Origin of the sequence: Klebsiella sp. HC6 (assembly GCF_022605325.1) — a bacterium.
In the GTDB taxonomy this organism is placed as follows: Bacteria; Pseudomonadota; Gammaproteobacteria; order Enterobacterales; family Enterobacteriaceae; genus Klebsiella; species Klebsiella terrigena.
Window position 1 is genome coordinate 2,180,230 of the sequence record NZ_CP093276.1, and the last position, 23,814, is coordinate 2,204,043.

Consider the following 23,814-nt stretch of genomic DNA (forward strand, 5'->3'; position numbering starts at 1 on the left):
CGCGTACCGGCAGTGGACAGGGGAACGTGGCCCACCGCCGTGAGCTGGTATATAAGATTTCGATAATAAAGCTATAATTCATTCACGATTGTCGCGACTGAGGAAGGGAAATGGTGCGGCGTGTGAAACTGCTTTGTTCTCTGTTATTTATCCTGTCAAGCCAGAGCGTTCTGGCCGTTAGCTACCCGTTGCCGCCGGAAGGAAGCCGCCTTGTGGGTAGTCCGCAAACTATCATCGTCCCGGACGGTAATACGCTACCGCTGGAGGCGTTTGCCGCGCAGTACGGGCAAGGGCTGAGCAATATGCTCGAAGCCAACCCTGGGGTGGATGTCTACTTACCGAAGTCGGGTTCGACGCTGATCGTCCCGCAGCAGCTTATTCTGCCCGATACGGTGCGCGAGGGGATTGTGGTTAACGTCGCGGAAATGCGCCTTTACTACTATCCGCCGGAGGGGACCACGGTTGAGGTGCTGCCGATAGGCATCGGCGAGGCGGGCCGCGAAACGCCGCGCAACTGGGTGACCGCGGTGGAGCGTAAGCAGGAGGCGCCAACCTGGACGCCAACGGCCAACACCCGCCGCGAATATGCCAAAAGAGGGGAAAGCCTGCCGGCATTCGTGCCTGCCGGCCCGGAAAACCCGATGGGGCTGTATGCTATCTATATCGGCAGGCTGTACGCCATTCATGGCACTAATGCGAACTTTGGTATCGGGCTGCGCGTAAGCCAGGGATGTATCCGTTTGCGTAACGATGACATTAAGTACCTCTTCGACAACGTTCCGGTGGGGACGCGGGTGCAGATTATCGATCGGCCGGTGAAATATAGCCTCGAGCCGGACGGCAGCCGCTGGCTCGAGGTTCACGAGCCGCTCTCGCGCAACCGCGCGGAATACGAATCGGACCGAAAGGTGCCGCTACCCATGACGACGGGGATCCAGGCGTTTGTACAGGGCGAGGGCGTTGAGGTTAACCGGGCCAGCGAGGCCATGCTGCGTCGTTCCGGAATGCCGGTAAATATCGGCTATTCCGCGCTACAGTCCACGTTCGGCGGCTAGCGCGCCTAAGCGTTAAGAAAGCAAAAGCCTGCTCAGCTTCCTGAGCAGGCTTTTTTTATACCGTCGGCGGCAGGAAGGCACGAACCCGCTTAGGGTGAAGCGCATCAAATGGTTATGAGGCAATAGTGAGCGCAAACGGACGGCGTTTCACGCGCGCAATCCGCTGCTGGTTAAAATTTGCACATTCGGCGCTATGGTCGGCCTCACGCCCTCTGCAGCAATCTGACTCCAGGTTATCCACAGAGTTAGGTAGCCACTTTGTGGACAGACTCGGCGCCGTGTCCGCAGGCCAGGCCGGCGCTTTGACTGCTGGTGGAAGCATGTCTGTCATACTGAATGGCGCTGGCTTAAGGCCATTCTGAATTTAGTATCTTGATTCGTAAGTATTTATTCTTTTCAGCTATTCAAAGTCAATAAGGTTATTTGTTTTTAATGTGGGTAATGCATAAAAGTGAGGTAACGCAGAAAACAGATTTATCGATGTGCTGTTAAGAAGGATATTATTATGCCGGAAGCGGGTGAATTGTATCTCCTACCGAAAAGAGAAAATAACTGGCATTTAAATAATGTCGTCGATGAACTGCGTCACGTTCGTCAGGCGTGGCGCGATGAACATTCGAAAAATAACTATCGTAATAAACGCAGTTTACCTTCCCGTGAAAGCGTTAATTCCGTTACCGATACTTTGATAAAAGTGCTTTATCCGATGCGGCTGGGCGATGTCGAATTACGCAAAGAGGGCGAAGATTATTACGTCGGCCACCTGTTAAGCACCTCGCTTGACCGGCTGACCGAAGAAGCGCTTCTGGAACTCTACTATCAGTCCGATGAGCAGGATGAGCAGGGCGCGAGCCACGCGCTGACCCAGGAGGCGGTCAGGCGGGTCCAGCAGTTTGCTAACCGCTTGCCGCTTATCCGCCAGCGCCTCGACAGCGATATCCTCGCCGCCTATCAGGGCGATCCCTCCGCGCGCAGCATGGATGAGGTGCTGCTCTGCTATCCGGGAATTCATGCCGTGATCCACTATCGCCTGGCCCACGAGTTGCATCAGCTCGATCTGCCTCTGCTGGCGCGCATGATAACCGAGAAGGCGCACGGCCAGACCGGTATAGATATTCATCCCGGGGCACAGATTGATGACGGATTTTTTATCGATCACGGGACTGGCGTGGTGATTGGCGAAACGGCCATCGTCGGTAAGCGGGTGCGTATTTACCAGGCGGTCACCCTGGGGGCCAAACGATTTATTGCCGGTGAAGACGGGCAGTTACTAAAAAACTACCTGCGCCATCCGATAATAGAAGATGACGTCGTTATTTATGCCGGCGCAACAATATTAGGACGAATTACTATCGGCGCGCGTTCGAGCATTGGCGGGAATATATGGCTAACCCGCGATGTTCCGCCGGACAGTAATGTGCAGCAGGCGCGTGCTCAGCAAAAACATTTCAGCGACGGCGACGGAATTTAATTCTGCCGAAAATAAAATGGAATGGCCGGCGCATCGGGATAGATAAAAATAACGGCGTGATAATCATTATGAATTTACTTGAAACGATCGGCGCTACGCCGTTAATAACCTTGCCCTCTTTTACCGCAGAGTTGCCAGGCGTAACGCTGTTGGCAAAGGCTGAATTTATGAACCCCAGCGGCTCGGTAAAAGACCGCGCGGCGAAAGCCATGGTGCTGGACGGGATTGCGCGGGGTTTATTAACGGCGGATAAAACAATTATTGATGCGACCAGCGGCAATACCGGCATTGCCTACGCGATGATTGGCGCGGCGCTCGGATATCGCGTCCGGCTATATCTGCCGCAGAATACCAGCCCGGAGCGCAAACGTATTATTCGCCATTACGGCGCCACGATTGTGGAAACCGATCCGCTTGAAGGCTCTGACGGCGCCTATAGAGAAGTTCAGGCTCAGGTCGCGGCCAACCCGGAACGCTATTTTTATCCCGACCAGTATAACAACCCCGTCAATCCGGATACGCATTTCGCAACCACCGGCAAAGAGATCTGGGAGCAGAGCGGACGGCAGGTCACCCATTTTGTCGCCGGTATGGGCACCTCCGGCAGCTTTGTCGGCACCGCTCGGCGGCTTAAGTATGAGGATCCGCGGGTGAAAACGCTCGCCGTGCAGCCCGCTTCGCCGTTCCACGGCATTGAAGGGACCAAGCATATGGGCAGCAGCATTAAACCGGGCATTCTCGACGAAACCCTATTCGACGACGTTATTTCCGTCACTACCGAAGAGGCCTACGCCATCACGCGTCGCCTTGCCCGGCGGGACGGCATTTTTGTCGGCATCTCATCCGGCGCAAACGTTGCCGCCGCCGCCAGGCTGGCCCGCACGCTGCCAGCGGGATCGGTGGTGGTCACGCTGCTGTGTGATGTCGGCTCGCGTTATCTGGCTGACTCTTTCTGGAATGAAACCAATGATTGAATTAACCCGCGATATTGCAAAGCAGATTAGCGCTGAGGGGGAAAAGGCCTACCCCAACGAGTGCTGCGGCGCGCTCTTTGGCCATTTCTCCGCCCAGGGCGATGCCCGCGTGACGGCGATTTTTCCCATCGTCAATGCCCGCGAGTCGGAGGAGCAGTACCACCGTTTTGTCATCACCGCCGACGACTCTCTGCGGGCGGAACGCGCCGCGCTGGCTCAGGAGGTGGACGTGGTCGGCTATTACCATTCGCACCCCGACCATCCGGCTATTCCGTCGGAATTTGACCGCGAACACGCGCTGCCGTTTTACGCCTACATCATCGTCGCGGTTGCGCAGCGGCAGGCAGGCGCGCTCACCAGCTGGCGGCTGACGCAGGACCGCCAGCGCTTTTTGCAGGAGGACGTGCGCACCGTTCCATAACGCGAATAACGGGCAGCACGCTGCCTGAAACCAGAAAAAAACACGGAGAGATTACCACTATGGCATCGACATTACTGATTCCCACCGCACTTCGCGCCTTCACCGACGGCCAGGGGAAAGTGACCCTCGAAGGCCACACCGTTGGGCAGCTGGTCGCTGCCCTGGCGGAGCGTTTCCCGGACATTCAGCCGCATCTGTACGACGACGCGGGGGAGCTGCGCAGCTTTATCAATCTGTACGTGGGGGAGAACAATATTAAAACCACCGGCGGGCTGGAGACCCCGATCGGCGAGGGCGCCGAGGTGCTGCTGGTTCCCGCCATTGCAGGCGGCGTCGGGAAGGCGCTATGAGCAGACCGAGCATTATTGCTGACGACCGTCTGGCGGAGCTGACGCATGCGGAAATTGCCCGCTACAGCCGCCATCTGCTGCTGCCGGAAGTGGGGCTGGAGGGGCAAAAGCGTCTGAAGGCATCCCGGGTGCTGATTATCGGCACCGGAGGGCTGGGGGCGCCGGTAGCGCTTTATCTGGCGGCTGCCGGGGTCGGGACGCTGGGGATTGTCGATTTTGATTTTGTCGAAATCTCCAACCTGCAAAGGCAGATCATTCATAGCACCAAAGATCTCAACCGGCCCAAAGTCGCTTCGGCGAAAGACAAGCTTAAAGCGATCAATCCCGACCTGCAGGTGGTGACCTATAACACCACCCTGAGCAGTAAAAACGCGCTCGAGATTATTCGCGAGTACGACCTCGTGGTTGACGGTACGGACAACTATCCCACCCGTTATCTGATCAACGATGCCTGCGTTTTGCTGGGTAAGCCGCTGGTCTACGGCTCCATTTTCCAGTTCGAGGGGCAGGCCAGCGTCTTTTATGCCGGGGAAGGGCCGTGCTACCGCTGTCTGTATCCCGAGCCGCCGCCGCCGGGGCTGGTGCCTTCCTGCGCTGAAGGCGGCGTGGTCGGCGTGCTGCCGGGAATTATCGGCACCATCCAGGCGGCGGAAGCGATCAAGCTTATCGTCGGCGGCAGCGAGAGCCTGATTGGCCGTCTGCTGCTCTTCGACGTGTGGCAAATGAAGCAGCGCGAGCTGCGGCTGGAGCGGGATCCCGGCTGCCCGGTATGCGGTGAGCACCCGTCGATTTATGAGCTGATCGACTACGAAGAGTTTTGCGGACTGAAGCCCGATGAGGCGGAGATTCCGGTTGAAAGCGTCACGGCCAGGGAGCTTCACGCCTGGATCGAGGAGGGAAAACCCCTGCAGCTGATCGACATTCGCGAGCCCCACGAAAGGGCGATTGCCAAATTCCCGCAGGCAAAAGTGATGCCGCTGGGTCAGATAGTCAGGCGTATCGGCGAATTCGATCCGACGGTCGATGCGGTGTTTCTGTGCAAGATCGGGCAGCGCAGTATTTTCGCGATTCGGGCACTGCAGCGCGCGGGTTATCAGGGGCGCGTGATGAATTTAAAAGATGGCCTAAACGCCTGGGCGCGGGATGTCGATACCCGTTTGCCGCAGTACTAACCTTCAGCTCCACTATTTTAAACACTAAGGAATCATCATGGCAGAACAAAAAGGCATTAATGCACTGGGGCGTGAAGCCGCGTATCAGTTAGCGAACGTGACCAAAACGGCTCCGCAGTTTGCGGCAATTACCCCGCGCTGGATCAGCCGTTTCCTCGATTATAAGGGCCTGGAGTCGGGGATTTATCGGGTCAACAAGGTCGTGGAGGGCGAAACGCCGCTCGACGCATTGTGCAGCCAGGACCCGACCCGCGTTGAGATACCGCAGGGCTATATCGAGTATCAGACCACGCCGCGTGAATACCAGCTCGATTCTATTGCGACCATTATTAACGTGGATACCAAAATCGCCGATCTCTACAGCTCGCCTTACGATCAGGCGTCAGAGCAAATTGCGCTGGCGATTGAAAGCCTGCGCGAGCGCCAGGAGAGTCAGCTGATCAATAACGATGAATATGGATTGCTGAAAAATATCGCTGATTCGCAGCGTATTCAGACCCGCAACGGCCGCCCGACGCCGGATGACCTGGATGAGCTGCTGTCAAAAGTGTGGAAGGAGCCCTCCTTCTTCCTGGCCCATCCGCGCGCGATTGCCGCATTTCAGCGTGAAGCCACGCGACGCGGCGTCCCGCCGGTTACCGTGAATTTACAGGGCGGCACTTTTATCCTGTGGCGCGGTATTCCGCTTATTCCTTCCGATAAGCTGTTTGTTGATGGTCTGAAAAACCCGAAAGGCCAGGGCGGGAAAACCAATATCCTGTTGATCCGCTCCGGTGAAAGCAAACGCGGCGTGCTGGGGCTTTATCAGGAAGGGCTGCCAAACGAACAGTCTCGCGGGCTGTCGGTACGCTTCCGCGGGATCGACGATAACGGCGTGGCCTCCTATTTACTCTCACTTTACTGCTCCGCCGCGATCCTCGCCGATGACGCCATTGCCGTGCTGGAAGACGTTGAGGTGGGGGAATATTATGACTACGAGTAACCTATTCACGCTTCCCCACGCGCCGGGCGGATGGCCCGGCGAGGCGGGCGAGGCTCCCTCCGCGCGCGATTACGGCCTGCCCGACGCGCGGGATCTGCAGGGGCTGCTGGGCGACACGCCCGCACGCCCGCGGGCCGCCGAGGCCGCCTACGCGCCGCGGGTGGTGCCGCTGGGGCAGGAGAGCCGAGGGGATATCGCGCCTCGCGGATTCTCGGCGCGACCTTCTGTTGGCGCAAAGCCGGCGCCGCCGGCGCGGGTCGGGCAGATCCCGGTTGAACGGATCCGCGCTGATTTTCCGATCCTTGCCGAACGGGTGGACGGTCATCCTCTGGTCTGGCTGGACAATGCCGCGACGACCCAGCGCCCGAAGCAGGTTATCGATCGCATCAGCCACTATTATTTGCACGAAAACTCGAACGTTCATCGGGCGGCGCATGCGCTGGCCGCACGTTCCACCGATGCTTATGAAGCCGCGCGTGAGAAAGTGTCGCGCTTTATCGGCGCCCGCGGTCCGGAAAATATTATATTCGTACGCGGCACCACCGAAGGGCTCAACCTGATTGCCCACAGCTACGTGAAGCCGCTGTTACGACCGGGGGATGAGATTATCCTCACGCTGCTCGAGCATCACGCCAATATCGTGCCGTGGCAACTTATTGCGCAGGAGACGGGCGCGACGATCCGCGTTGCGCCGGTTGATGAGCACGGACAGCTTATCGTTGAGGAATATATTCGGCTATTCAACGACAAAACTCGCTTTGTGTCCGCTACCCACGTTTCCAACGCGCTGGGTACCGTCACGCCGGTTCATGAGCTGGTGCAAATCGCCCATCGGTTTGGCGTGCGCATCGCCATCGACGGCGCGCAGTCTATTTCGCATATCCCGACCAACGTCACGGCGCTGGATGCCGATTTCTTCGTCTTCTCCGGGCATAAAATTTTTGGACCGACCGGGATCGGCGTCGTATATGGCAAGCAGGACGTGCTGGAGGAGGCACGCCCGTATCAGGGCGGGGGGAATATGATTGCCGACGTGACCTTTGAACTGACGCGCTATCAGCCCGCGCCGAATAAGTTTGAGGCGGGAACGGGCAATATTGCCGATGCCGTCGGGCTGGGGGCGGCTATCGATTATGTCACTTCCCTGGGGATTGAAAATATTGCGCACTACGAGCATGCCTTACTGGAGTATGGCATTGAGAAGCTGTCGGCTATTCCGGGACTGACGCTGGTCGGCACCGCGGCGAACAAAACCAGCGTCCTCTCCTTCGTGCTGGCGGGTCATGAAAATGAAGCCGTCGGGCGCTATCTGAGCCAGGTCGGGATTGCCGTGCGATCCGGACATCACTGCGCGCAGCCGATCCTGCGACACCTGGGCTATGAAAGTACCGTCCGGCCGTCGCTGGCTTTCTATAACACACCGCAGGAAATTGATTTTCTCGCAGAGCACGTCGCCCGGTTTGCTTCGCGCTAGCGAGGTGCGGCCCGGTGTTCGGCGATAAAACGGCCTGTAGATTGATCTCAGGCGGCGCCCGGGCGTTGCCTGGGTATTTGCGATGCCGGCGAGGTGAACCGCCTTGGTTGGGGTAAAAAGCAAAAAGCCTGCTTAGTTTCCTAAGCAGGCTTCTTAAATTTGGCTCCTCTGACTGGGTTCGCTTTAGACATTAACTGGATGATTGATAAACTAAACCTAAAAATCCGAGTTGTTAAGACCACCAGGCTGACCGCCATTTTAGAGCAACGTTTGAAGTTCACTTAGTAACACCTTTAACTTCACTGACAATCTATTAACCAGCGAAAATAGTTGTACTTACAGCCGCAACAACTTACAGATCCGATTACAAATATCACCTGTTATCCACTCTGGTGCTATCGTGCGTGATAATCAATAATTTGGGCGCTGGTTGGCAATTGCACTGTACTGTATCAAATTCCAGTGCGGCTTCACTCTAAAACGCCCTGACGTTTCGCACGCGTTTACGGCAGGTCACGCGTGACAATCTGCAGGAACTCATCCCGCATCTGATTGTCGATTTTCGGATTCCATGCCACACCAATGTTCCATATGACCTGTGTTCCCCACAGCGTAACCAGCTTGACTCCCACAGGTAAAAAATTCCCGACGCTGGCGGGCAGCAGCGCGATACCATTCCCTCCGGCTATCAAAGCCAGCAGGGAATGAATGTTATTCGTCGCTGAGACTGGCTCAGCGATAAGCTCATGATCCCGCAGGAACGCAGCCGTTTGTTCCGCCAGACAGGGGTTGGCTGCTGGATCCATGCATAAAATCGGATGAACTGCCAGCGTATGCTGGAGGTCTGCGGGATCAATATCGACGGTTACTGGGACAGCCAGTACCAGATTTTCTTTATTTATTAGTCGAGAGGCCAATAATTCAGTTACCGGCATACGGACAAAACCAGCATGCAGTTCACCTTCCATCAGCATTCTGACTTGTACGCTGGAGGGGATTTGGCTGATAACAACGTCGCAGTCGGGAAATTTTTGGCGAAAAATATTTATCCAAACCGGTGTGCTTTTAAACGAAGAGATACCAAAGCCGAGCACCAGTTTACCCGTACTCCCCTTCTGGAGTTCCCGGGCGTAGGTTAAAAAATCACGGTGGGATTTCAGCAACTCATGAGCTTTAGCAAACAGCTGCCTGCCAACCATCGTCAACACCGCCCCGTGGCGACCACGCAGGAAAAGCTGTCCTCCGGTCTTCTGTTCGAGCATCTGAATTTGCTTTGAAAGCGCAGGTTGTGTCAGAAACAGGGTTTCCGCAGCTTTATTGTAATTTCCCTTTTCCGCCAGCGTCACAAATGCACGCAATAGTCTTATATCTATTCCTGACATTTATCGAATCCTAAAAAATTGGAATTATACAAATACTCGCAGTAGATGACATGATGCAGAAAATAATTTAGGCCGAGATACTTCCGGCTTGTCAAATTCAGAAACGTCATGCCTGCTGTTCCTGGTTTGGTTTAGCACTTACTAATGCGCAGGTTAGCTATAAAAATTAAGCTCGCCAATCATTCAGAAATATATCTCCCATGAATGCTCTAAGGATTAAGTATTTATGCCAAATATTGCCGTTCTCACTAATGACCTACAATACGAGTTTACTTACAAAATAACACGCTCTTCAGAAATTCTGGCGCAAAAACTGACCCAGTTTAACCAGTTTCTCGATGGCATCCGATCTCTGGAGCAATCCGTCATCCACCTGCAACTTATCAACGATCCCAACGACCCGGCGGTACAAAAGCGCTATCGCAATCGCGAAGCGGGCATTCCAGCACTGGCCGGTCGCCCTGAAAACCAGATCATCGATAAAGTCTATCGCCCCACCGATTTGGTGGTAGTCAAAGGCAGAGACAGCGGCTTTTTTAATAACAATCTCGACGAAATCCTTCAGCAGCTCGGGGTAAAAACCGTAATTGTTACCGGCTTACAAACTCATGTCTGCGTGCAGACCACAGCAGCAGATGCCTTCTTTCGCGGCTATAACGTCTGGGTACCGGACGATTGCGTGTTCGCCCCTTCGTCTGAGGATACAGAGCGCGCACTCGAGTGGCTTGCCAGCTATTGCGCAACCGTAGCTTCTTCTGCGGAAATTTTATCAATACTGCAAAAACAGAACGATCTGCCTGAACGTAGCGAAAGGAAAGCATCATGAACATAACCCAGATGCTAAATCATGAAGACGTCGTTGTACTGGATCATGGTACCGGGGCGAAATTAAGCCGCGAGTTGGTTGAAAAAATTGCTGGCATTCTCGGCGACATCTATCTGGGTGTAATGGAAGACAGCGCAGTGTTGGAACTATCCACCAGGCGAATTGCCTTCACCACCGACTCCTTCGTTGTCACGCCGCTGATTTTCGGCAACGGCGACATCGGTAAAATCTCCGTCTGCGGCACCGTTAACGATCTTGCTGTCAGCGGCGCTCGTCCCCTTTATATCACGCTAAGTCTTATCATTGAGGAAGGTATGCCTATGGCCGATCTGGTAAGAGTCATCGAATCCGTGCGTGAAACGGCCCGTGAGGCAAAGGTCAAGATTGTCGCTGGCGATACCAAGGTCGTTGGCAAAGGTGAAGTGGACCGACTGTTTATTAATACCGCTGGCATCGGCGTGTTTGAACATCCGCCGGTCTCAGTTAAGAACGTACGTCCGGGGCAGAAAATAATCCTGAGTGGATATATCGGCAATCACTCGATTCACCTGCTGTCAATGCGAGAAGGATTGGGGTTCGAGCGAAACATTCTTAGCGATTGCGCGCCGCTGAATCACATTATTGATAAACTCCTCAGCAACATCCCTGAAGGCAAAATAGCGTCAATGCGAGACGTTACGCGCGGCGGCCTATCCGCTGTTTTACACGAACATGCGCGCGCAATAAATTATCAGATTCATTTCGACCAGCCGTCTTTGCCCATACAACCAGAAGCCGCCATGGCAGCCAATATGCTGGGCGTTGATGTTATTAATCTCGCCAATGAAGGTTGTTTGTGCCTATTTGTTGAGCCGAAGTATGCTCAGAAGGTACTGAACCTGCTGCATGAGCATCCTGTCGGCAAACACGCGACCATTATCGGGGAGATCAGCGCCGTATCGGGTACTGAAGTCTATATGGTTGAATCTGATGGAACGCAGACAGCAGTCGAGGAATTATATGGCGCAGAATTACCCAGACTCTGTTGAGCTTCACGAGACGCCGGAAACCCGGCGCTACCGCATCCGTGGCGTCGTGCAGGGCGTTGGATTTCGTCCCTTTGTTCACCGATTAGCCCGTACCTATGGCGCCACTGGCTGGGTGTTAAACGATTCAGAAGGCGTGCTGCTTGAGCTACAGGCGCCAGGCGCAATTATTGCCAGAATAATGGAAGAACTGGTGACCGAGGCACCGCCGCTGGCAAAAATCATCAGTACGCAGGAAGTTAGCCTAACGGATACCGGAGCTCACTATAAAACGTTCAGCATCCGTAAAAGCCGCGATCATGCCAGTATGGACACGATCATCCCGCCAGATACCAACGTCTGCAACGATTGCCTGCGAGAGATAAGCGATCCTGACAACCATCGCTATCGTTACGCTTTCACCAACTGCACTAACTGTGGACCGCGCTATTCTATCATTCTTGGTATGCCTTACGATCGCGCTCAGAGCACCATGTGCAAATTCCTTCTGTGTCCGGCCTGTGAGCGTGAATACAACGATATTGAGGATCGACGCTATCACGCCCAGCCCAACGCCTGTCCAGTTTGCGGCCCGCAGTTGCAGCTCACCGATCGACATGGCGCACCAGTTCACACGGATGATATTGTCAAATTTGCCATTACGAAAATAAAAGAAGGTGGCATTCTTGCGATAAAGAGCCTTGGCGGTTTCCATCTCGTGGCCGATGCCTGCAATGAGAACTCGGTCAATAAACTTAGGCAACGTAAGCGAAGGGACGCCAAACCTTTCGCAGTGATGGTCGCAGATGTGGAAAGTGCGTCGCGCATTGCTTTCATCACCCCCTATAACCATAAATTGCTGGAAAGTCCGCAGCGTCCGATTGTCTTGTTGTATAAGCGCAACACTCTGCTGGCAAGTGCCGTTGCGCCGCATAATCCGAATATCGGTGTGATGCTGCCCTCAACGCCGCTTCAACATTTGCTGTTGGAAGACCCGTTTCTGCCGATCCTGATTATGACCAGCGGTAATATTTCTGGTCATCCGATCGTCTTTGACAACGACACGGCAATTAAGCAACTTGGAAAAATCGCGGATTACTTCATTCTGAATAATCGCGATATTCATACGCGTGTTGACGATTCCGTGGTCCGCACGGTGTTTCGCAACGATGCAACTAAGTCGCAGCCGTCGTTTTTGCGCCGCTCCCGCGGCTACGCGCCATACCCTATCCATCTGCCTTACGCAGTGGATTCCGTTATCGCGCTTGGGGCGGAGCTAAAAAACACGATCAGCATCGGCAAAGGCAAGCAGGTTTTTCTGAGCCAGCATATTGGCGATCTGAAGAATAACGAGACTTTTAAGTCACACATCGAATGTATTGATCATCTTCAAAACCTGCTGAACGTGAAGGCGAATATCGTGGCCTGCGATTTACATCCTTCTTTCCGCTCTACCCGGCATGCTCTTGAGAATTCAGAGCATCAGATTGTTCAGGTTCAACACCATCACGCACATATGGCATCCTGCATGGCGGAAAACGGTTTGTCAGGTACCACGCTAGGCGTGATCTTTGATGGTACAGGCTATGGCACCGACGGCACCATTTGGGGAGGTGAGTTTCTCGTTGGCGATTTCGAAAAATTCGAGCGCGCCGGATGCCTGCGTTCAGTGCTCCTGCCCGGAGGCGATCGAGCGGTTAAAGAGCCGCTGCGCGTCGGTATCTCCTTGCTGGTGGAAACCTTCGGCGAAGATATCAGCATGCTCACAGTCCCAGGCTTACAGGAGCTCCTACCTCAGCAGCGCGATGTGTTCAGTAAAATGGTGGCCAGAAAAATCAACACCACCACGACCAGCAGCATGGGCAGACTATTTGACGGCATCGCCGCGCTGATGGGCGTTTGCACTCAGGTGGGATACGAAGCCCAAGCGGCCATTGAGCTGGAAGCACTGCTACAGTGCAAATTTCATATGACGGCCCCATTCAGCTACGCCATTACCGATGTTGAGAATAAGCTCGAAGTGGATTATCGCCCGATGATAAAGGAACTGGTGCAATGCCTTAGCCAGCCCGGTTTTGATATGGCAGAACTAAGTCGGCGCTTTCACTCTACCATCGTTGACATGATTTGCGAGGTCTGTAAACGCCTGGTGGCGCGCGCAGGCACGCAACAAATTGTCCTAAGCGGCGGCGTTTTCTGCAATGAATTTATCCTCGTTAATTGTCTTAACAAGCTGGAATCCTGTGGATTCCAGCCATACAGCCATCAGTTAGTTCCGACTAACGATGGCGGTATTTCACTGGGGCAAGTGGTTATTGCTACTGCATACACCCGCGCGACGCGCAATAAAAATCTGGAGAGAGAAAATGCATAGTTCCGCGAACCTTATTGCCGCTGTTTTATTCGATATGGATGGAGTTCTTATTGATTCCAATGCGGTGATTGAGCGCGGCTGGGCTGAAGGTGCTCAGATGTTCGGCAAGACGCTAACGGAAGAGGACATCGTCAGGCATATTCACGGACAACCAGGCCCGCATACCATCCGCGCCCTGTTCAGCGATCTTCCCCTGGAAGATCAAAAGAAGGTTCAAGCACATATCATTGACGTTGAAAATACTGCTGATTACGATCCAATTCCCGGCGTTAGCGAACTTATCCGGGCGTTGCATAAGGCTGACATCAGCGTAGGGATTGTCACTAGCGGCTGGCGGTCGAAAATCGATCGTGTCATGGAGATGCTGCAAATTACGCCGTGTATTTCAGCGATCGTCGAGCGTGATGATGTCGCGCGCGGCAAGCCTTATCCCGATCCTTATCTGCTTGCCGCAGAGCGACTTCGTCTTGCTCCGTCCAGAACACTAGTATTTGAGGATTCAAGAAGCGGCGTAACGTCTGCTGTTACAGCTGGCGCAATTTGTGTCGGTATCGGTACAGACAGTCTGAAAGAGTGCGGTGCCGCACTTGCGATCGCAGATTTTCGCAATGTGAAAGTCATCCCGCAGACAGCCGAAAAAGTAGCAATCGTCTTCACCCCGGAGCACCAGATGGAGATGGAAACTCAGCACTCTCGTCAGGAATCATCCTGTACCAGAAGAGAAGGGGATTAATGAAAATCACGCGGTAGGGACGCTGGGCTGTCATATGCTATTTTTTAACAACGGCTTCGTTACCGGAGGTTGAGCTGTGCAAATTGCACAGCTCGTACCGCGCTTGGGTGTGACCGACAAAGCGATCGGCCATTTAATTCTGAACTTCGGATTCTGTGCACTGACCATGATACCTATATCCGGTATTCTGATGGAAAGCAGGGGAACGCAAACCGTAACCTATCTCGCTCCAGCGGGCAAAGCGCAACTCGCTGGAACGAATAAACAAATGTAGGGTCAGCACCATCGCCAGCCTTGTTAACTGCCGTCCCAGCTGATAGTCACCGATACGCTCCAGCAGCCCGGGCAACGGCTCCAGCGACAGGGTGGGATGGTGATTTCTAACTGGTGGTGCAGTGACGCCTTCCAGATACAGGACCAGATTGTTTTCAGTCAACCCCTGCTGAACGGCGTAACGCATGATGCTGCAGAGTTGCTACCGGTACGGGACGTGATTTCCAAAAACCTTTATCCTCAATAACCCTCAGTAACGCAGTGAAATGCTGAGTTTTCAACGTGGTAATGGGCTGATGGCCTATTACCGGAAAGATATAATTTTCATACTGGCAAGGATGCGCTCTGGATAGTTAGCGGACCACTTTTTGTTGGTTTTGCGCCACGCTACTGCAGCGGCCTCAAAGCATTTCCCGGTGACGTGACGGATTTTTCCGTCACGCGTTGTTGTGCGGGATTGATATTCTGCGCTAGTAGTTTGCGTATACTATCGCGCTGTTAGCAGGCGTCGGAAAGCGAGACCGGCGGATAGGTACCCAACGCAATACGAGATTTTTTTGATTGAAGCGATATTTGAGATACCGCGTGAACCGCCCGGATTGACAAGCAGGTACAGACCGTGAGAATCGGAAACTTTGAAGGGTTTTGCGGATGGTTTTAAGTTACGGATTTTTGAGTCGCTAAGAGACATTTTGGGGCAATCCGTCATTGAACCCACCGGACCCATATCCGATCGCCAAATTATCCCGATGTGGAGGATAAACTGAAAATGCGTCGGGAAGATTTTTCACATTCACTGATAGCATCAAAGCCATACAGGCATGGGTCCTGGAGCATAAAAAGCAAAAAGCCTGCTTAGTTTCCTAAGCAGGCTTCTTTAATATGGCTCCTCTGACTGGACTCGAACCAGTGACATACGGATTAACAGTCCGCCGTTCTACCGACTGAACTACAGAGGAATCGTGTGAACGAGGCGCATACTACTGGCCCCGCATTTTTGTGTCAATACTAAATTTAACTAACTGATTCAGATGGCTAAATTTAGCTCAACTCGTTGTTTTAGTGCACAGTGCGCGCGTCGTCCGCATCCTGGCGTTCATTATCACGTAATCTCTGCAGCGGGTCCTGGCGGTAAAACTGGCAAAAACGCTGCCAAAGCGCCGGGAAACGCGGGGCGAACAGCTCGGGTGCGCTAAAGAAATATTCTGACAGAACGGCAAAACATTCCGCCGGGTCGGTCGCGGCGTAGGCATCAATACTGGCGGCGCTCTCGCCGACCAGGTCAATCTCATCCTGAATGTTGTTCATCGCCGCATGGAGATCGTGTTCCCAGCCGGCAACCTCGCGTAAAGGTATTAGCGGCACGCCGCTGGCGCGATCGCCGTTGCGGGTATCAAGCTTATGCGCCACTTCGTGTACCACGAGGTTAAAACCAGATGCGTCGAAGGAGTCCTGAATATCCAGCCAGTTAAGAATAATGGGCCCCTGCTGCCAGCTTTGTCCGGATTGCACGACCCGCTGGTTATGGACCAGGCCAATATCATCTTCCCACTCATCGTCGACGACAAACGGGGCAGGGTAGATAAGCACCTCGTGGAAACCGTCCAGCCATTCGATGCCGAGCTCGAGAACCGGCAGGCAAAATAGCATTGCGATGCGCGCGCTTTGCAGCGGAGTCAGCTCCAGCCCCTGCAGGGTAACGAGGCGTTTTTGCTGTAAAAAACGCGCAGCCATCTGCACAAGCTGCTGCTGCTCCTGTGCGGAGAGGTTAGCTAAAACGGGAATGGCGAGCGCCTGCTCCCAGGGTATTTCCGCGCTACCGGACTCTTCATTTGCTTTCCAGGGCCATTTAAACATCATATTGCTCGCAAAGTCGTCACTTGAACGTAATTAAAGAGACAGGAACTATTAAAATGCCAAAGAACCTGGCATTATAGCAACCTCAGCGGAGAGATGCCGGAGCGGCTGAACGGACTAGTCTCGAAAACTAGAGTAGGGGCAACTCTACCGGGGGTTCAAATCCCCCTCTCTCCGCCACTTCATCTTTCTATCTACCCGATTCGAAAATCCTTTAATTAAATCCCTGCGGTTCAGAATACCGTTACCTGTGCCATCTGATGCCGGCGCTTGCTGGACGGGATTGAACGCTCCTCAGGTCCTCATAAGCTATCACTTAGCGATTGTTCAAGGTAGCAGTTTGCCAGTATCTCCTTCATTTTGTGAACTAAGTCGTATGGCGCCATCGAGGGCACGACTCATTTAAAAATGTGCCACGACCGGCGATTGCGCATTAGGTCATCTCTGAATTTACTCTCGGGCGGCTGCTCACAAAAAAGCCCGCGCGAGGCGGGCTTAGGTGGGTGACATCGCATCAGAACTGATAGGTGATGCCGAGTGCGAACTGATCGTCAGTCGCTGCGCCGGTGACAGCGCGATCCTTCTCATCGAGAAGATTGAACTTATAGGCGGTGTAGACGTTGAAGTTTTTGTTGAAGTAGTACCAGGTGCCCAGCTCAAGGTAGTTCATGATCTCTGCGTTGCCGCGCCCGTCGCTGCCGAGATCGTGACCTTTCGCGTAGACGTAGCCGAGGGAAGGGCGCAGACCGAATGCGAGCTGGTACTGAACGACGGCTTCAACGCTCTGCGTTTTATTGGCGATGAGGCCATTTTCCATCGGCAGCATATTGCGGGATTCGGCATACATGACGGCGGTATAGAGGCTATTGGCATCATATTTAGCCGCGATGCTCCAGACTTCAGCCGCTTCGCCTTTGCCGTCGGCGGTCTGTTCGTCAGTACGGTCGGAATTACCGTAGGCGGCGGCAAAGCCAAATCCGTCGAGGCTGTAGTCAACGGACGCGCTATAGCCGTCGCCGTTCGCTTTCAGACGATCGCGGTTGGTATTTTTACCCTGGTACTGGAGAGCAAAGTTCAGCCCATCGGCCTGGCCGAAAAAGTCAGTATTGCGGTAGGTGGCAACGCCGTTGGTGCGGCCGGTCATAAAGTTATCGGTATGCACCAGACCGTCACCGCCCCACTCGACCAGCATATCCGTGTAGCCCGCGGCGTCGTATACCGCCCCGTAGTTGCGGCCATAATCAAACGAGCCGTAGTTACCATATTTTAAGCCGGCAAATGCCAGACGGGTTGCGCTGCCCTGATCGCCCTCTGGCTTGTTGGCTTTCATATTGTATTCAAATTGCCCATAGCCGGTCAGCTCGCTGTTGATCTGCGTTTCACCCTTCACGCCGAACCGCGCGTAGGAGGTATCTTCAGAGTTGCGATTGCCTTCGTCGGTATCGGTCATAATATGTTCGCCGACCATTTTGCCGTAGAAATCCACTTTATTACCGTTCTTATTATAGATTTCCGCTGCGCTCGCGGCCCCAGTCATTAATAAGGACGGCAGCAGAATTGCCAGTGCTTTTCTTTTCATTATATATTCCCTTTTATTTATAATTAATGTGAATGTCAAAGAATCTTGCTTAATGCAAAATAAATACTATCTGCGAAGGTTCATTTTTATTTAAATTTAAAATGTAAGTAAATTATATCTAATATTACAAAATGTTTCTTATTGGTTCATTATATTAATATTCTATCGGTTTGTGGTGAGCTATATTTCTGGTTTATTGGCTTTTATAACAATGGGTTATTTTATTTTCTGGATAATTCAGTCTCGTTATGGGATTGGCGGGATTTATGTTTGGGTTTCACTGATATGTTCGGAGGACAAATATCATGCCTGTCCGCGGCGTAATTTCGCAAGGAAATGGTGAGTAACGAAGAAATATTAAGCCGGCTGCTGATGAGAATATTAGACCAGGCGCGAACGATCGTATCATTACCGGTAGCTGACGAGAGGTGATGCAGGCGGCTTCGATTGCTTCCTGAACCCATCCCGGACGTTGCGGATGCCTGACGGCAAACTTCGCTGTATAATGTGATGAAAATCACATTTTTTTCAGGTGACGTTTCGTTACTGAAGAAAGGAGGGCAGTTAAATGGAAGAGAAAGCGAAGCGAAGCCCCGGCGGGAAGCTGGCGTTATGGGCTTTTTACGCCTTCTGCGGCTATTTCCTGTGGGCGATGGTGCGCTACTGGTGGGTCGTCGGGCATATTCAAAGCGTCCCCGGAGCGGGCATTGACGGGGATCTGGGTTCAACGGCGGGCAAATGGCTGGGCGCGCTGCTGGGGTTTCTGGTCCTCGGCGTCGTCGGGTTAGTCCTTGGTACAATCGCCTGGTATACGCGGCCTGATGCCCGTAGCTATGAACATCAGGATTAAAGTTGCTATGCTCGCAGCCTACCTTCTCTCAAAGGAAAGCGCATGGAACTGGTTGACTGGCAGCAACGATTTGAAACCTGGATGACAGGGCATCATCCGCAGGGTGACTCCGCTCACGACATTTCGCATTTTCGTCGCGTGTGGGGTACCGCCCAGCGGCTGGCCGCCAATCGGCAGGTTGACCGCCTGGTGATCCTCACCGCCTGTTACTTTCATGACATTGTCAGCCTGCCCAAAAACCATCCCGACCGCAGCCGCTCGTCGGTGATGGCGGCGCAAAAGACGCGGAGTATTCTGCAGTCGTCATTTGCCGATTTTCCCGTCGACCGCTATCCCGCCGTACTCCACGCCATTGAGGCGCATAGCTTTAGCGCCGCTATTCCTCCGCTCAGCGAAGAGGCGAAGATCGTCCAGGATGCCGACCGGCTCGAGTCCCTGGGAGCAATTGGTCTGGCGCGCGTTTTTGCAGTTTCCGGGGCGCTGAATAATATCCTGTTTGATGCTGACGATCCTTTTGCCGAGAGGCGCGAGCTGGATGACCGCACCTATGCGCTGGATCATTTCCAGTGCAAGCTGCTGAGCCTGCCTGAAACGATGCAAACCGCTGAAGGGAGAGCGATGGCGGAACACAACGCCCGCTTCCTGGTGCAGTTCATGGCGAAGCTCAGCTCGGAGCTGCAGGGTGACCCTACCGCGCTGGATGAGGCGGTTTTGCGCCGCTTTGATCCACAGGCTTAAAACTGCCTGCGCTATTTGTGGTAATCTCTGCGAAAATTGTCCAGCTGGTTGAGGTTATGCCGCAAAATTTATCTAAGGAACATCCCCCGTCTCTGCCGGTAACGCAGGCCGGGGAAGACGCGCAGGCGTTATTGCGCCAGCTGATGGCAATATATGATGTGAAAACGCTGGTGGCACAGCTGGTTGCCGTCGGGGAACAGCACTGGAGCCCGGCGATACTCAAGCGCGTCGCCACGGTGTCCCGGGCGGTTGGTCGCTTAGGCCACCGGGAGCTCGCGCATCTGGCATCGCTGCTGCCGCGGCCGCCGGCGCACCATCCGAATTATGCTTTCCGCTTCGTCGATCTGTTCGCCGGTATCGGTGGCATCCGCAACGGTTTTGAAGCCATCAACGGGCAGTGCGTTTTCACCAGCGAATGGAATAAGCACGCGGTGCGCACCTACAAAGCGAACTGGTATTGCGACCCCGAGCAGCATCGCTTCAATGCCGATATCCGTGATATCACCCTCAGCCATCGTCTTGATATCAGCGATGAGGACGCCGCTCGGCACATTCGCGAGACTATTCCTCAGCATGATGTGCTGCTGGCCGGCTTTCCCTGCCAGCCTTTTTCCCTCGCCGGGGTGTCGAAGAAGAACGCCCTCGGACGCGCCCACGGCTTTGCCTGTGAGACGCAGGGCACGCTGTTTTTCGATGTCGTCAGGATTATAGCGGCCAGGCGGCCGGCAATCTTCGTGCTGGAGAACGTCAAAAACCTGAAGAGCCACGACAAGGGGCGAACGTTTAGCATCATTATGCAAACCCTCGACGAACTTGGCTATGAGGTCTCTGATGCCGGACATCGCGGGGCGGACGATCCCAAGGTTATCGATGGCCGCAACTTCCTGCCGCAGCACCGCGAACGCATCGTACTGGTTGGCTTTCGCCGTGACCTGCAGCTGCACGACGGGTTTACCCTGCGCGATATCTCGGCGCTTTACCCGGCCCAGCGCCCGACGTTTGGCGATCTGCTTGAGCCGACGGTGGATGCCAAATTTATTCTTACCCCGGTGCTGTGGAAATACCTTTATCGCTATGCGCGTAAGCACCAGGCGCTGGGCAACGGTTTCGGCTACGGGCTAGTCGACCCGCGCAACCCGCATAGCGTGGCGCGCACGCTGTCGGCTCGCTACTATAAGGATGGCGCCGAAATTCTGATCGACCGCGGCTGGGATCGCCCGCTGGGCGAGAAGGACTTTGACGACCCGCAAAACCAGCAGCGTCGCCCGCGCCGGCTCACGCCCCGCGAATGCGCGCGCCTGATGGGCTTTGAGTCCCCGCAGGGATACCGCTTCCGCATTCCCGTCTCCGATACTCAGGCGTACCGCCAGTTCGGTAACTCGGTGGTGGTGCCGGTGTTTGCCGCCGTCGCCAGGCTGCTGCAGCCGCGAATTGCGCAGGCGGTGGCCCGCCGCGATCCCGAGGATGATGATGGACGTTCACGATAAGGCCACCCGCAGTAAAAATATGCGCGCCATCGGCACATTCGATACGGCGATAGAGAAACGACTGGCCGGACTGCTCGCGCAGGCCGGTTTTTCTTTTACCGCTCAGGAGGCCACGCTGCCGGGGCGCCCGGATTTTGTGGTGAACGATTACCGCTGCGCTATCTTTACCCACGGCTGCTTCTGGCATCATCATGACTGCTACCTGTTCAAGGTGCCGGCAACCCGCACGGCGTTCTGGCTGAATAAAATCGACGGCAACGTGGCGCGAGATCGGCGGGACGAGGCGCTGCTGCTCGAACAGGGATGGCGGGTGCTGATCGTCTGGGAGTGCGCGCTGCGCGGGAAGAAAAAACTTAGCGATGAAGCGCTGAGCGAACGCCTGGAGGAGTGGATCTGCGGCGGCGGCCACCGCGCGCAGATTGATACTCAGGGGATCGGGCCGTAGCCTACTTTTCAACCTTACAGGGCGTGGCTTCGCTGCGGGCGGGGAACAGATACTTGCCGAGCGTCACCAGCACCACCGCAAAAATAATAACGCCGAGCGCCGTCCACTCGGTCAGCGACAGGCTCTCCCCGGCGAATCCGGTGCCTAATAACACCGCGACTACCGGGTTAACGTAGGCATAGCTGGTGGCTACGGCGGGAGTGACGTTACGGATCAGGTACATGTAAGCATTAATCGCAATCAGCGAGCCGAAGATGGCCAGGTAGGCGACGGCAATAATTCCCGACCATGAGGGCATCTGCGTCAGCTTTTCACCGGTCAGGGTAGAGGCGACCATCAGCACAATTCCCGCCGCGAGCATCTCAATCGCGCCGGCCATCATGCCGGTGGGCAGCTCAATTCTCGAGCCATAGACTGAGCCAAACGCCCAGCTCATGGAGCCGATCAGGATCAGCAGTGCGCCCCAGGGATTGCCGCTTAAATTGCCGCCGCTGTTGAGCAGAATAATACCCGCCAGGCCGATGGCGATGCCCAGCCACTCGATTTTACGCGTGGCGATACCGAAGAAGCGGCTAAAGCACAGGGTAAATAGCGGGACGGTGGCGACCATCACCGCCGCAATCCCGGAGGGCACGTGCTGATGCTCTGCCAGGGTGACAAAGCCGTTGCCAACGGCAAGCAGCAGGATACCGATCAGCGCCGCGTTGAGCAGCGGTCTGCGCGCCGGGAGCCTGTGGCCGGTAGCCAGCAGGTAGACGATGAGCAGCCCTCCGGCAGAAAGAAAGCGAATACCGGCCATCATCAGCGGGGGCCAGCTGGCAACGCCAATGGCGATAGCAAAGTAGGTGGATCCCCAGATGATATATAGCGCAAACAGCGCCCCGATAAGCGGTAATAACTGGCGGGTAGACATACGTCCTCACGGCGGTACAAAAATAGGAAGGGGGCATATAGTAAACGTGAAAACTACCTCGCTGGCGAGCGCTTTAATTTTCCGGTGATTGTTAATTTTTTGTTGACTATTTGCTTTGCTGGGCGAGACGCGGATTTTGCCCCATACTCTATGTTTAATAACCATAAAATGAAGGAATGGTATTTTGGCGGGAAGTAGTCTTTTAACCTTGTTGGACGATATTGCCACGCTGCTCGACGATATCTCGGTGATGGGTAAGCTGGCGGCGAAGAAGACGGCGGGCGTGCTCGGGGACGATCTTTCCCTCAATGCCCAGCAGGTGTCCGGCGTGCGGGCGAACCGCGAGCTGCCGGTGGTGTGGGGGGTGGCGAAGGGTTCGCTGGTCAATAAGGTGATCCTGGTTCCGCTGGCGCTTTTAATTAGCGCATTTATTCCGTGGGCGATTACGCCGCTGCTGATGCTTGGCGGGGCCTTCCTCTGTTTTGAAGGCGTCGAGAAGGTGCTGCACAGCGTGCAGGCCCGCAAACACAAAGAGGACCCGCAGGCCCGGCAACAGCGTCTGGAAGCGCTGGCCGAACGCGATCCGCTGGCGTTTGAACGCGATAAGGTGAAAGGCGCCATTCGCACTGACTTTATTCTCTCCGCCGAAATTGTCGCTATCACCCTCGGTATCGTGGCGGATGCGCCGCTGCTAAACCAGATAATGATCCTTTCCGGGATTGCCCTGCTGGTGACCGTTGGCGTCTACGGCCTGGTCGGTATTATCGTGAAGCTGGACGATATGGGCTACTGGCTGGTGGAGAAAGAGAGCGTGCTGGCCCGCGGGGTCGGCAAAGGCCTGCTGGCGGTGGCGCCTCGGCTGATGAAAGTGTTGTCGGTTGTCGGGACCCTGGCGATGTTCCTGGTCGGTGGCGGCATCGTGGTCCACGGCATTACTCCGCTGCACCACGCGGTGGAAAATCTGGCCAGCGGCATGTCCGGGTTCACCGCTTCTCTGCTGCCGACGGGCGTAAACCTGGTGCTGGGCTTCATCATTGGCGCCGTGGTGGTGGCGGGCGTGAAGGCCGTTTCCGCGCTTCGCCGCGCGGTAAAGTAATCCGCCGGCGGTTATGCAAAATGTCTCAGCTTCGTCTAAGGTGAAACAGTTTCTCCCGGATTACGGAGCGAAAAATGGTATGGTTCATCAGCGATGAAGTCAGACGGAAAAGCGGCGGGCCGCGCATGGTTGTGACCGGTTTTGCCAATGGCATGGTTGAATGCCGTTGGTATGACGGCTATGCCGTTAGGCGCGAGGCGTTCCGTGAAGATGAGTTAGTTCGTGGGGGAGGGGGCGCGGAATAGCTCTCCCGATCCCAATAACGCCCGGCCTATACCGGGCGTTTTGTCATTGTATGGCCCGGCTTTCCGACAGGTAGCGTGGATGGCGTTTGTTTCTATGATGGTACTGCGAGAGC

At 54.7% G+C, this 23,814-nt stretch carries 22 protein-coding genes, 2 tRNA genes and 1 pseudogene; 19 read left to right on the forward strand and 6 right to left on the reverse strand.

The window, feature by feature from the left end:
* Positions 1-113 precede the first annotated feature (113 nt).
* From ldtA to MMW58_RS10650, 8 genes are all read left to right on the forward strand, one after another.
* Positions 114-1,055, forward strand: a complete 942-nt coding sequence (ldtA, locus tag MMW58_RS10615; protein ID WP_181955398.1) for a L,D-transpeptidase — start codon at positions 114-116, stop codon at positions 1,053-1,055.
* A 505-nt stretch (positions 1,056-1,560) separates the two neighbouring features.
* A complete protein-coding gene (gene epsC, locus MMW58_RS10620) occupies positions 1,561-2,526 on the forward strand; it encodes a serine O-acetyltransferase EpsC (protein WP_133598621.1) in 966 nt (321 codons plus the stop codon).
* A 68-nt stretch (positions 2,527-2,594) separates the two neighbouring features.
* Entirely contained in the window at positions 2,595-3,500 is a 906-nt protein-coding gene (locus tag MMW58_RS10625; protein WP_241723328.1) for a PLP-dependent cysteine synthase family protein, read from the forward strand.
* Positions 3,493-3,921, forward strand: a complete 429-nt coding sequence (locus MMW58_RS10630) for a M67 family metallopeptidase (protein WP_133598617.1) — start codon at positions 3,493-3,495, stop codon at positions 3,919-3,921. The genes MMW58_RS10625 and MMW58_RS10630 overlap by 8 nt, the downstream gene beginning before the upstream one ends.
* A 59-nt stretch (positions 3,922-3,980) precedes the next feature.
* A complete protein-coding gene (locus tag MMW58_RS10635; protein WP_133598615.1) occupies positions 3,981-4,271 on the forward strand; it encodes a MoaD/ThiS family protein in 291 nt (96 codons plus the stop codon).
* The gene (gene moeB / locus MMW58_RS10640) at positions 4,268-5,443 is read left to right on the forward strand and encodes a molybdopterin-synthase adenylyltransferase MoeB (RefSeq protein ID WP_241723330.1); all 1,176 of its coding nucleotides are present in this window, start codon (positions 4,268-4,270) and stop codon (positions 5,441-5,443) included. The genes MMW58_RS10635 and moeB overlap by 4 nt, the downstream gene beginning before the upstream one ends.
* Before the next feature lie 37 nt (positions 5,444-5,480).
* Positions 5,481-6,425: a family 2A encapsulin nanocompartment shell protein gene (locus MMW58_RS10645; protein ID WP_041146290.1), complete on the forward strand. Its 945-nt coding sequence runs from the start codon at positions 5,481-5,483 to the stop codon at positions 6,423-6,425.
* Complete coding sequence (locus tag MMW58_RS10650) at positions 6,412-7,899, forward strand: cysteine desulfurase (protein WP_241723333.1); 1,488 nt, start codon at positions 6,412-6,414, stop codon at positions 7,897-7,899. Before MMW58_RS10645 ends, MMW58_RS10650 begins: the two co-directional genes overlap by 14 nt.
* Positions 7,900-8,402: 503 nt before the next feature.
* Here the strand turns inward: MMW58_RS10650 and MMW58_RS10655 are convergent.
* Positions 8,403-9,281, reverse strand: a complete 879-nt coding sequence (locus MMW58_RS10655) for a LysR family transcriptional regulator (protein ID WP_241723335.1) — start codon at positions 9,279-9,281, stop codon at positions 8,403-8,405.
* 226 nt (positions 9,282-9,507) lie between these two features.
* On the opposite strand from MMW58_RS10655, the gene MMW58_RS10660 reads away from it, so the two are divergent.
* From MMW58_RS10660 to MMW58_RS10675, 4 genes are read left to right on the forward strand one after another with little or no spacing between them, the layout of a single operon-like run.
* Positions 9,508-10,107: a cysteine hydrolase family protein gene (locus MMW58_RS10660; RefSeq protein ID WP_241723336.1), complete on the forward strand. Its 600-nt coding sequence runs from the start codon at positions 9,508-9,510 to the stop codon at positions 10,105-10,107.
* On the forward strand, positions 10,104-11,135 hold the full coding sequence (gene hypE / locus MMW58_RS10665; RefSeq protein WP_241723337.1) for a hydrogenase expression/formation protein HypE: 1,032 nt from the start codon (positions 10,104-10,106) through the stop codon (positions 11,133-11,135). Before MMW58_RS10660 ends, hypE begins: the two co-directional genes overlap by 4 nt.
* Positions 11,107-13,485, forward strand: coding sequence for a carbamoyltransferase HypF (hypF, locus tag MMW58_RS10670; protein ID WP_241723338.1), 2,379 nt, complete (start codon positions 11,107-11,109; stop codon positions 13,483-13,485). The genes hypE and hypF overlap by 29 nt, the downstream gene beginning before the upstream one ends.
* Positions 13,478-14,218, forward strand: coding sequence for an HAD family hydrolase (locus tag MMW58_RS10675; RefSeq protein ID WP_241723339.1), 741 nt, complete (start codon positions 13,478-13,480; stop codon positions 14,216-14,218). Before hypF ends, MMW58_RS10675 begins: the two co-directional genes overlap by 8 nt.
* A gap of 214 nt (positions 14,219-14,432) precedes the next feature.
* On the opposite strand, the pseudogene MMW58_RS10680 reads toward MMW58_RS10675, so the two are convergent.
* The 3 genes and pseudogenes from MMW58_RS10680 to mtfA form a co-directional block, all read right to left on the reverse strand.
* Positions 14,433-15,182, reverse strand: a pseudogene (locus MMW58_RS10680) (tyrosine-type recombinase/integrase); the annotation flags it as partial.
* A gap of 192 nt (positions 15,183-15,374) precedes the next feature.
* Positions 15,375-15,450, reverse strand: a tRNA-Asn gene (locus MMW58_RS10685).
* A gap of 100 nt (positions 15,451-15,550) precedes the next feature.
* Positions 15,551-16,351: a DgsA anti-repressor MtfA gene (gene mtfA, locus MMW58_RS10690; RefSeq protein WP_181955397.1), complete on the reverse strand. Its 801-nt coding sequence runs from the start codon at positions 16,349-16,351 to the stop codon at positions 15,551-15,553.
* A gap of 87 nt (positions 16,352-16,438) precedes the next feature.
* Here mtfA and MMW58_RS10695 point away from each other — a divergent pair.
* Positions 16,439-16,528 (forward strand) — tRNA-Ser (locus MMW58_RS10695).
* 334 nt (positions 16,529-16,862) lie between these two features.
* Here MMW58_RS10695 and MMW58_RS10700 read toward each other — a convergent pair.
* On the reverse strand, positions 16,863-17,927 hold the full coding sequence (locus MMW58_RS10700) for a porin (RefSeq protein WP_241723340.1): 1,065 nt from the start codon (positions 17,925-17,927) through the stop codon (positions 16,863-16,865).
* 568 nt (positions 17,928-18,495) lie between these two features.
* Here MMW58_RS10700 and drpB point away from each other — a divergent pair.
* The 4 genes from drpB to MMW58_RS10720 are packed head-to-tail and all read left to right on the forward strand — an operon-like array spanning position 18,496 to position 21,447.
* Positions 18,496-18,777, forward strand: a complete 282-nt coding sequence (gene drpB, locus MMW58_RS10705) for a cell division protein DrpB (RefSeq protein ID WP_133598607.1) — start codon at positions 18,496-18,498, stop codon at positions 18,775-18,777.
* Positions 18,778-18,819: 42 nt separating this feature from the next.
* Positions 18,820-19,515, forward strand: a complete 696-nt coding sequence (locus MMW58_RS10710) for a phosphohydrolase (RefSeq protein WP_133598605.1) — start codon at positions 18,820-18,822, stop codon at positions 19,513-19,515.
* Positions 19,516-19,571: 56 nt separating this feature from the next.
* Positions 19,572-21,002 carry a DNA cytosine methyltransferase gene (locus MMW58_RS10715; protein WP_305853198.1) on the forward strand — a complete coding sequence of 477 codons (1,431 nt, stop codon included), beginning with the start codon at positions 19,572-19,574 and terminating at the stop codon, positions 21,000-21,002.
* Positions 20,983-21,447, forward strand: a complete 465-nt coding sequence (locus MMW58_RS10720) for a very short patch repair endonuclease (RefSeq protein ID WP_159235851.1) — start codon at positions 20,983-20,985, stop codon at positions 21,445-21,447. The genes MMW58_RS10715 and MMW58_RS10720 overlap by 20 nt, the downstream gene beginning before the upstream one ends.
* Position 21,448: 1 nt before the next feature.
* Here MMW58_RS10720 and yedA read toward each other — a convergent pair whose 3' ends face one another.
* Complete coding sequence (gene yedA / locus MMW58_RS10725; protein WP_133598601.1) at positions 21,449-22,360, reverse strand: drug/metabolite exporter YedA; 912 nt, start codon at positions 22,358-22,360, stop codon at positions 21,449-21,451.
* A gap of 184 nt (positions 22,361-22,544) precedes the next feature.
* Here yedA and MMW58_RS10730 point away from each other — a divergent pair, with 184 nt between their 5' ends.
* Together MMW58_RS10730 and MMW58_RS10735 are read left to right on the forward strand one after the other, a co-directional pair.
* Entirely contained in the window at positions 22,545-23,456 is a 912-nt protein-coding gene (locus MMW58_RS10730; protein WP_133598599.1) for a DUF808 family protein, read from the forward strand.
* 74 nt (positions 23,457-23,530) lie between these two features.
* On the forward strand, positions 23,531-23,701 hold the full coding sequence (locus MMW58_RS10735) for a YodC family protein (protein ID WP_133598597.1): 171 nt from the start codon (positions 23,531-23,533) through the stop codon (positions 23,699-23,701).
* The last annotated feature ends 113 nt before the right edge of the window (positions 23,702-23,814 follow it).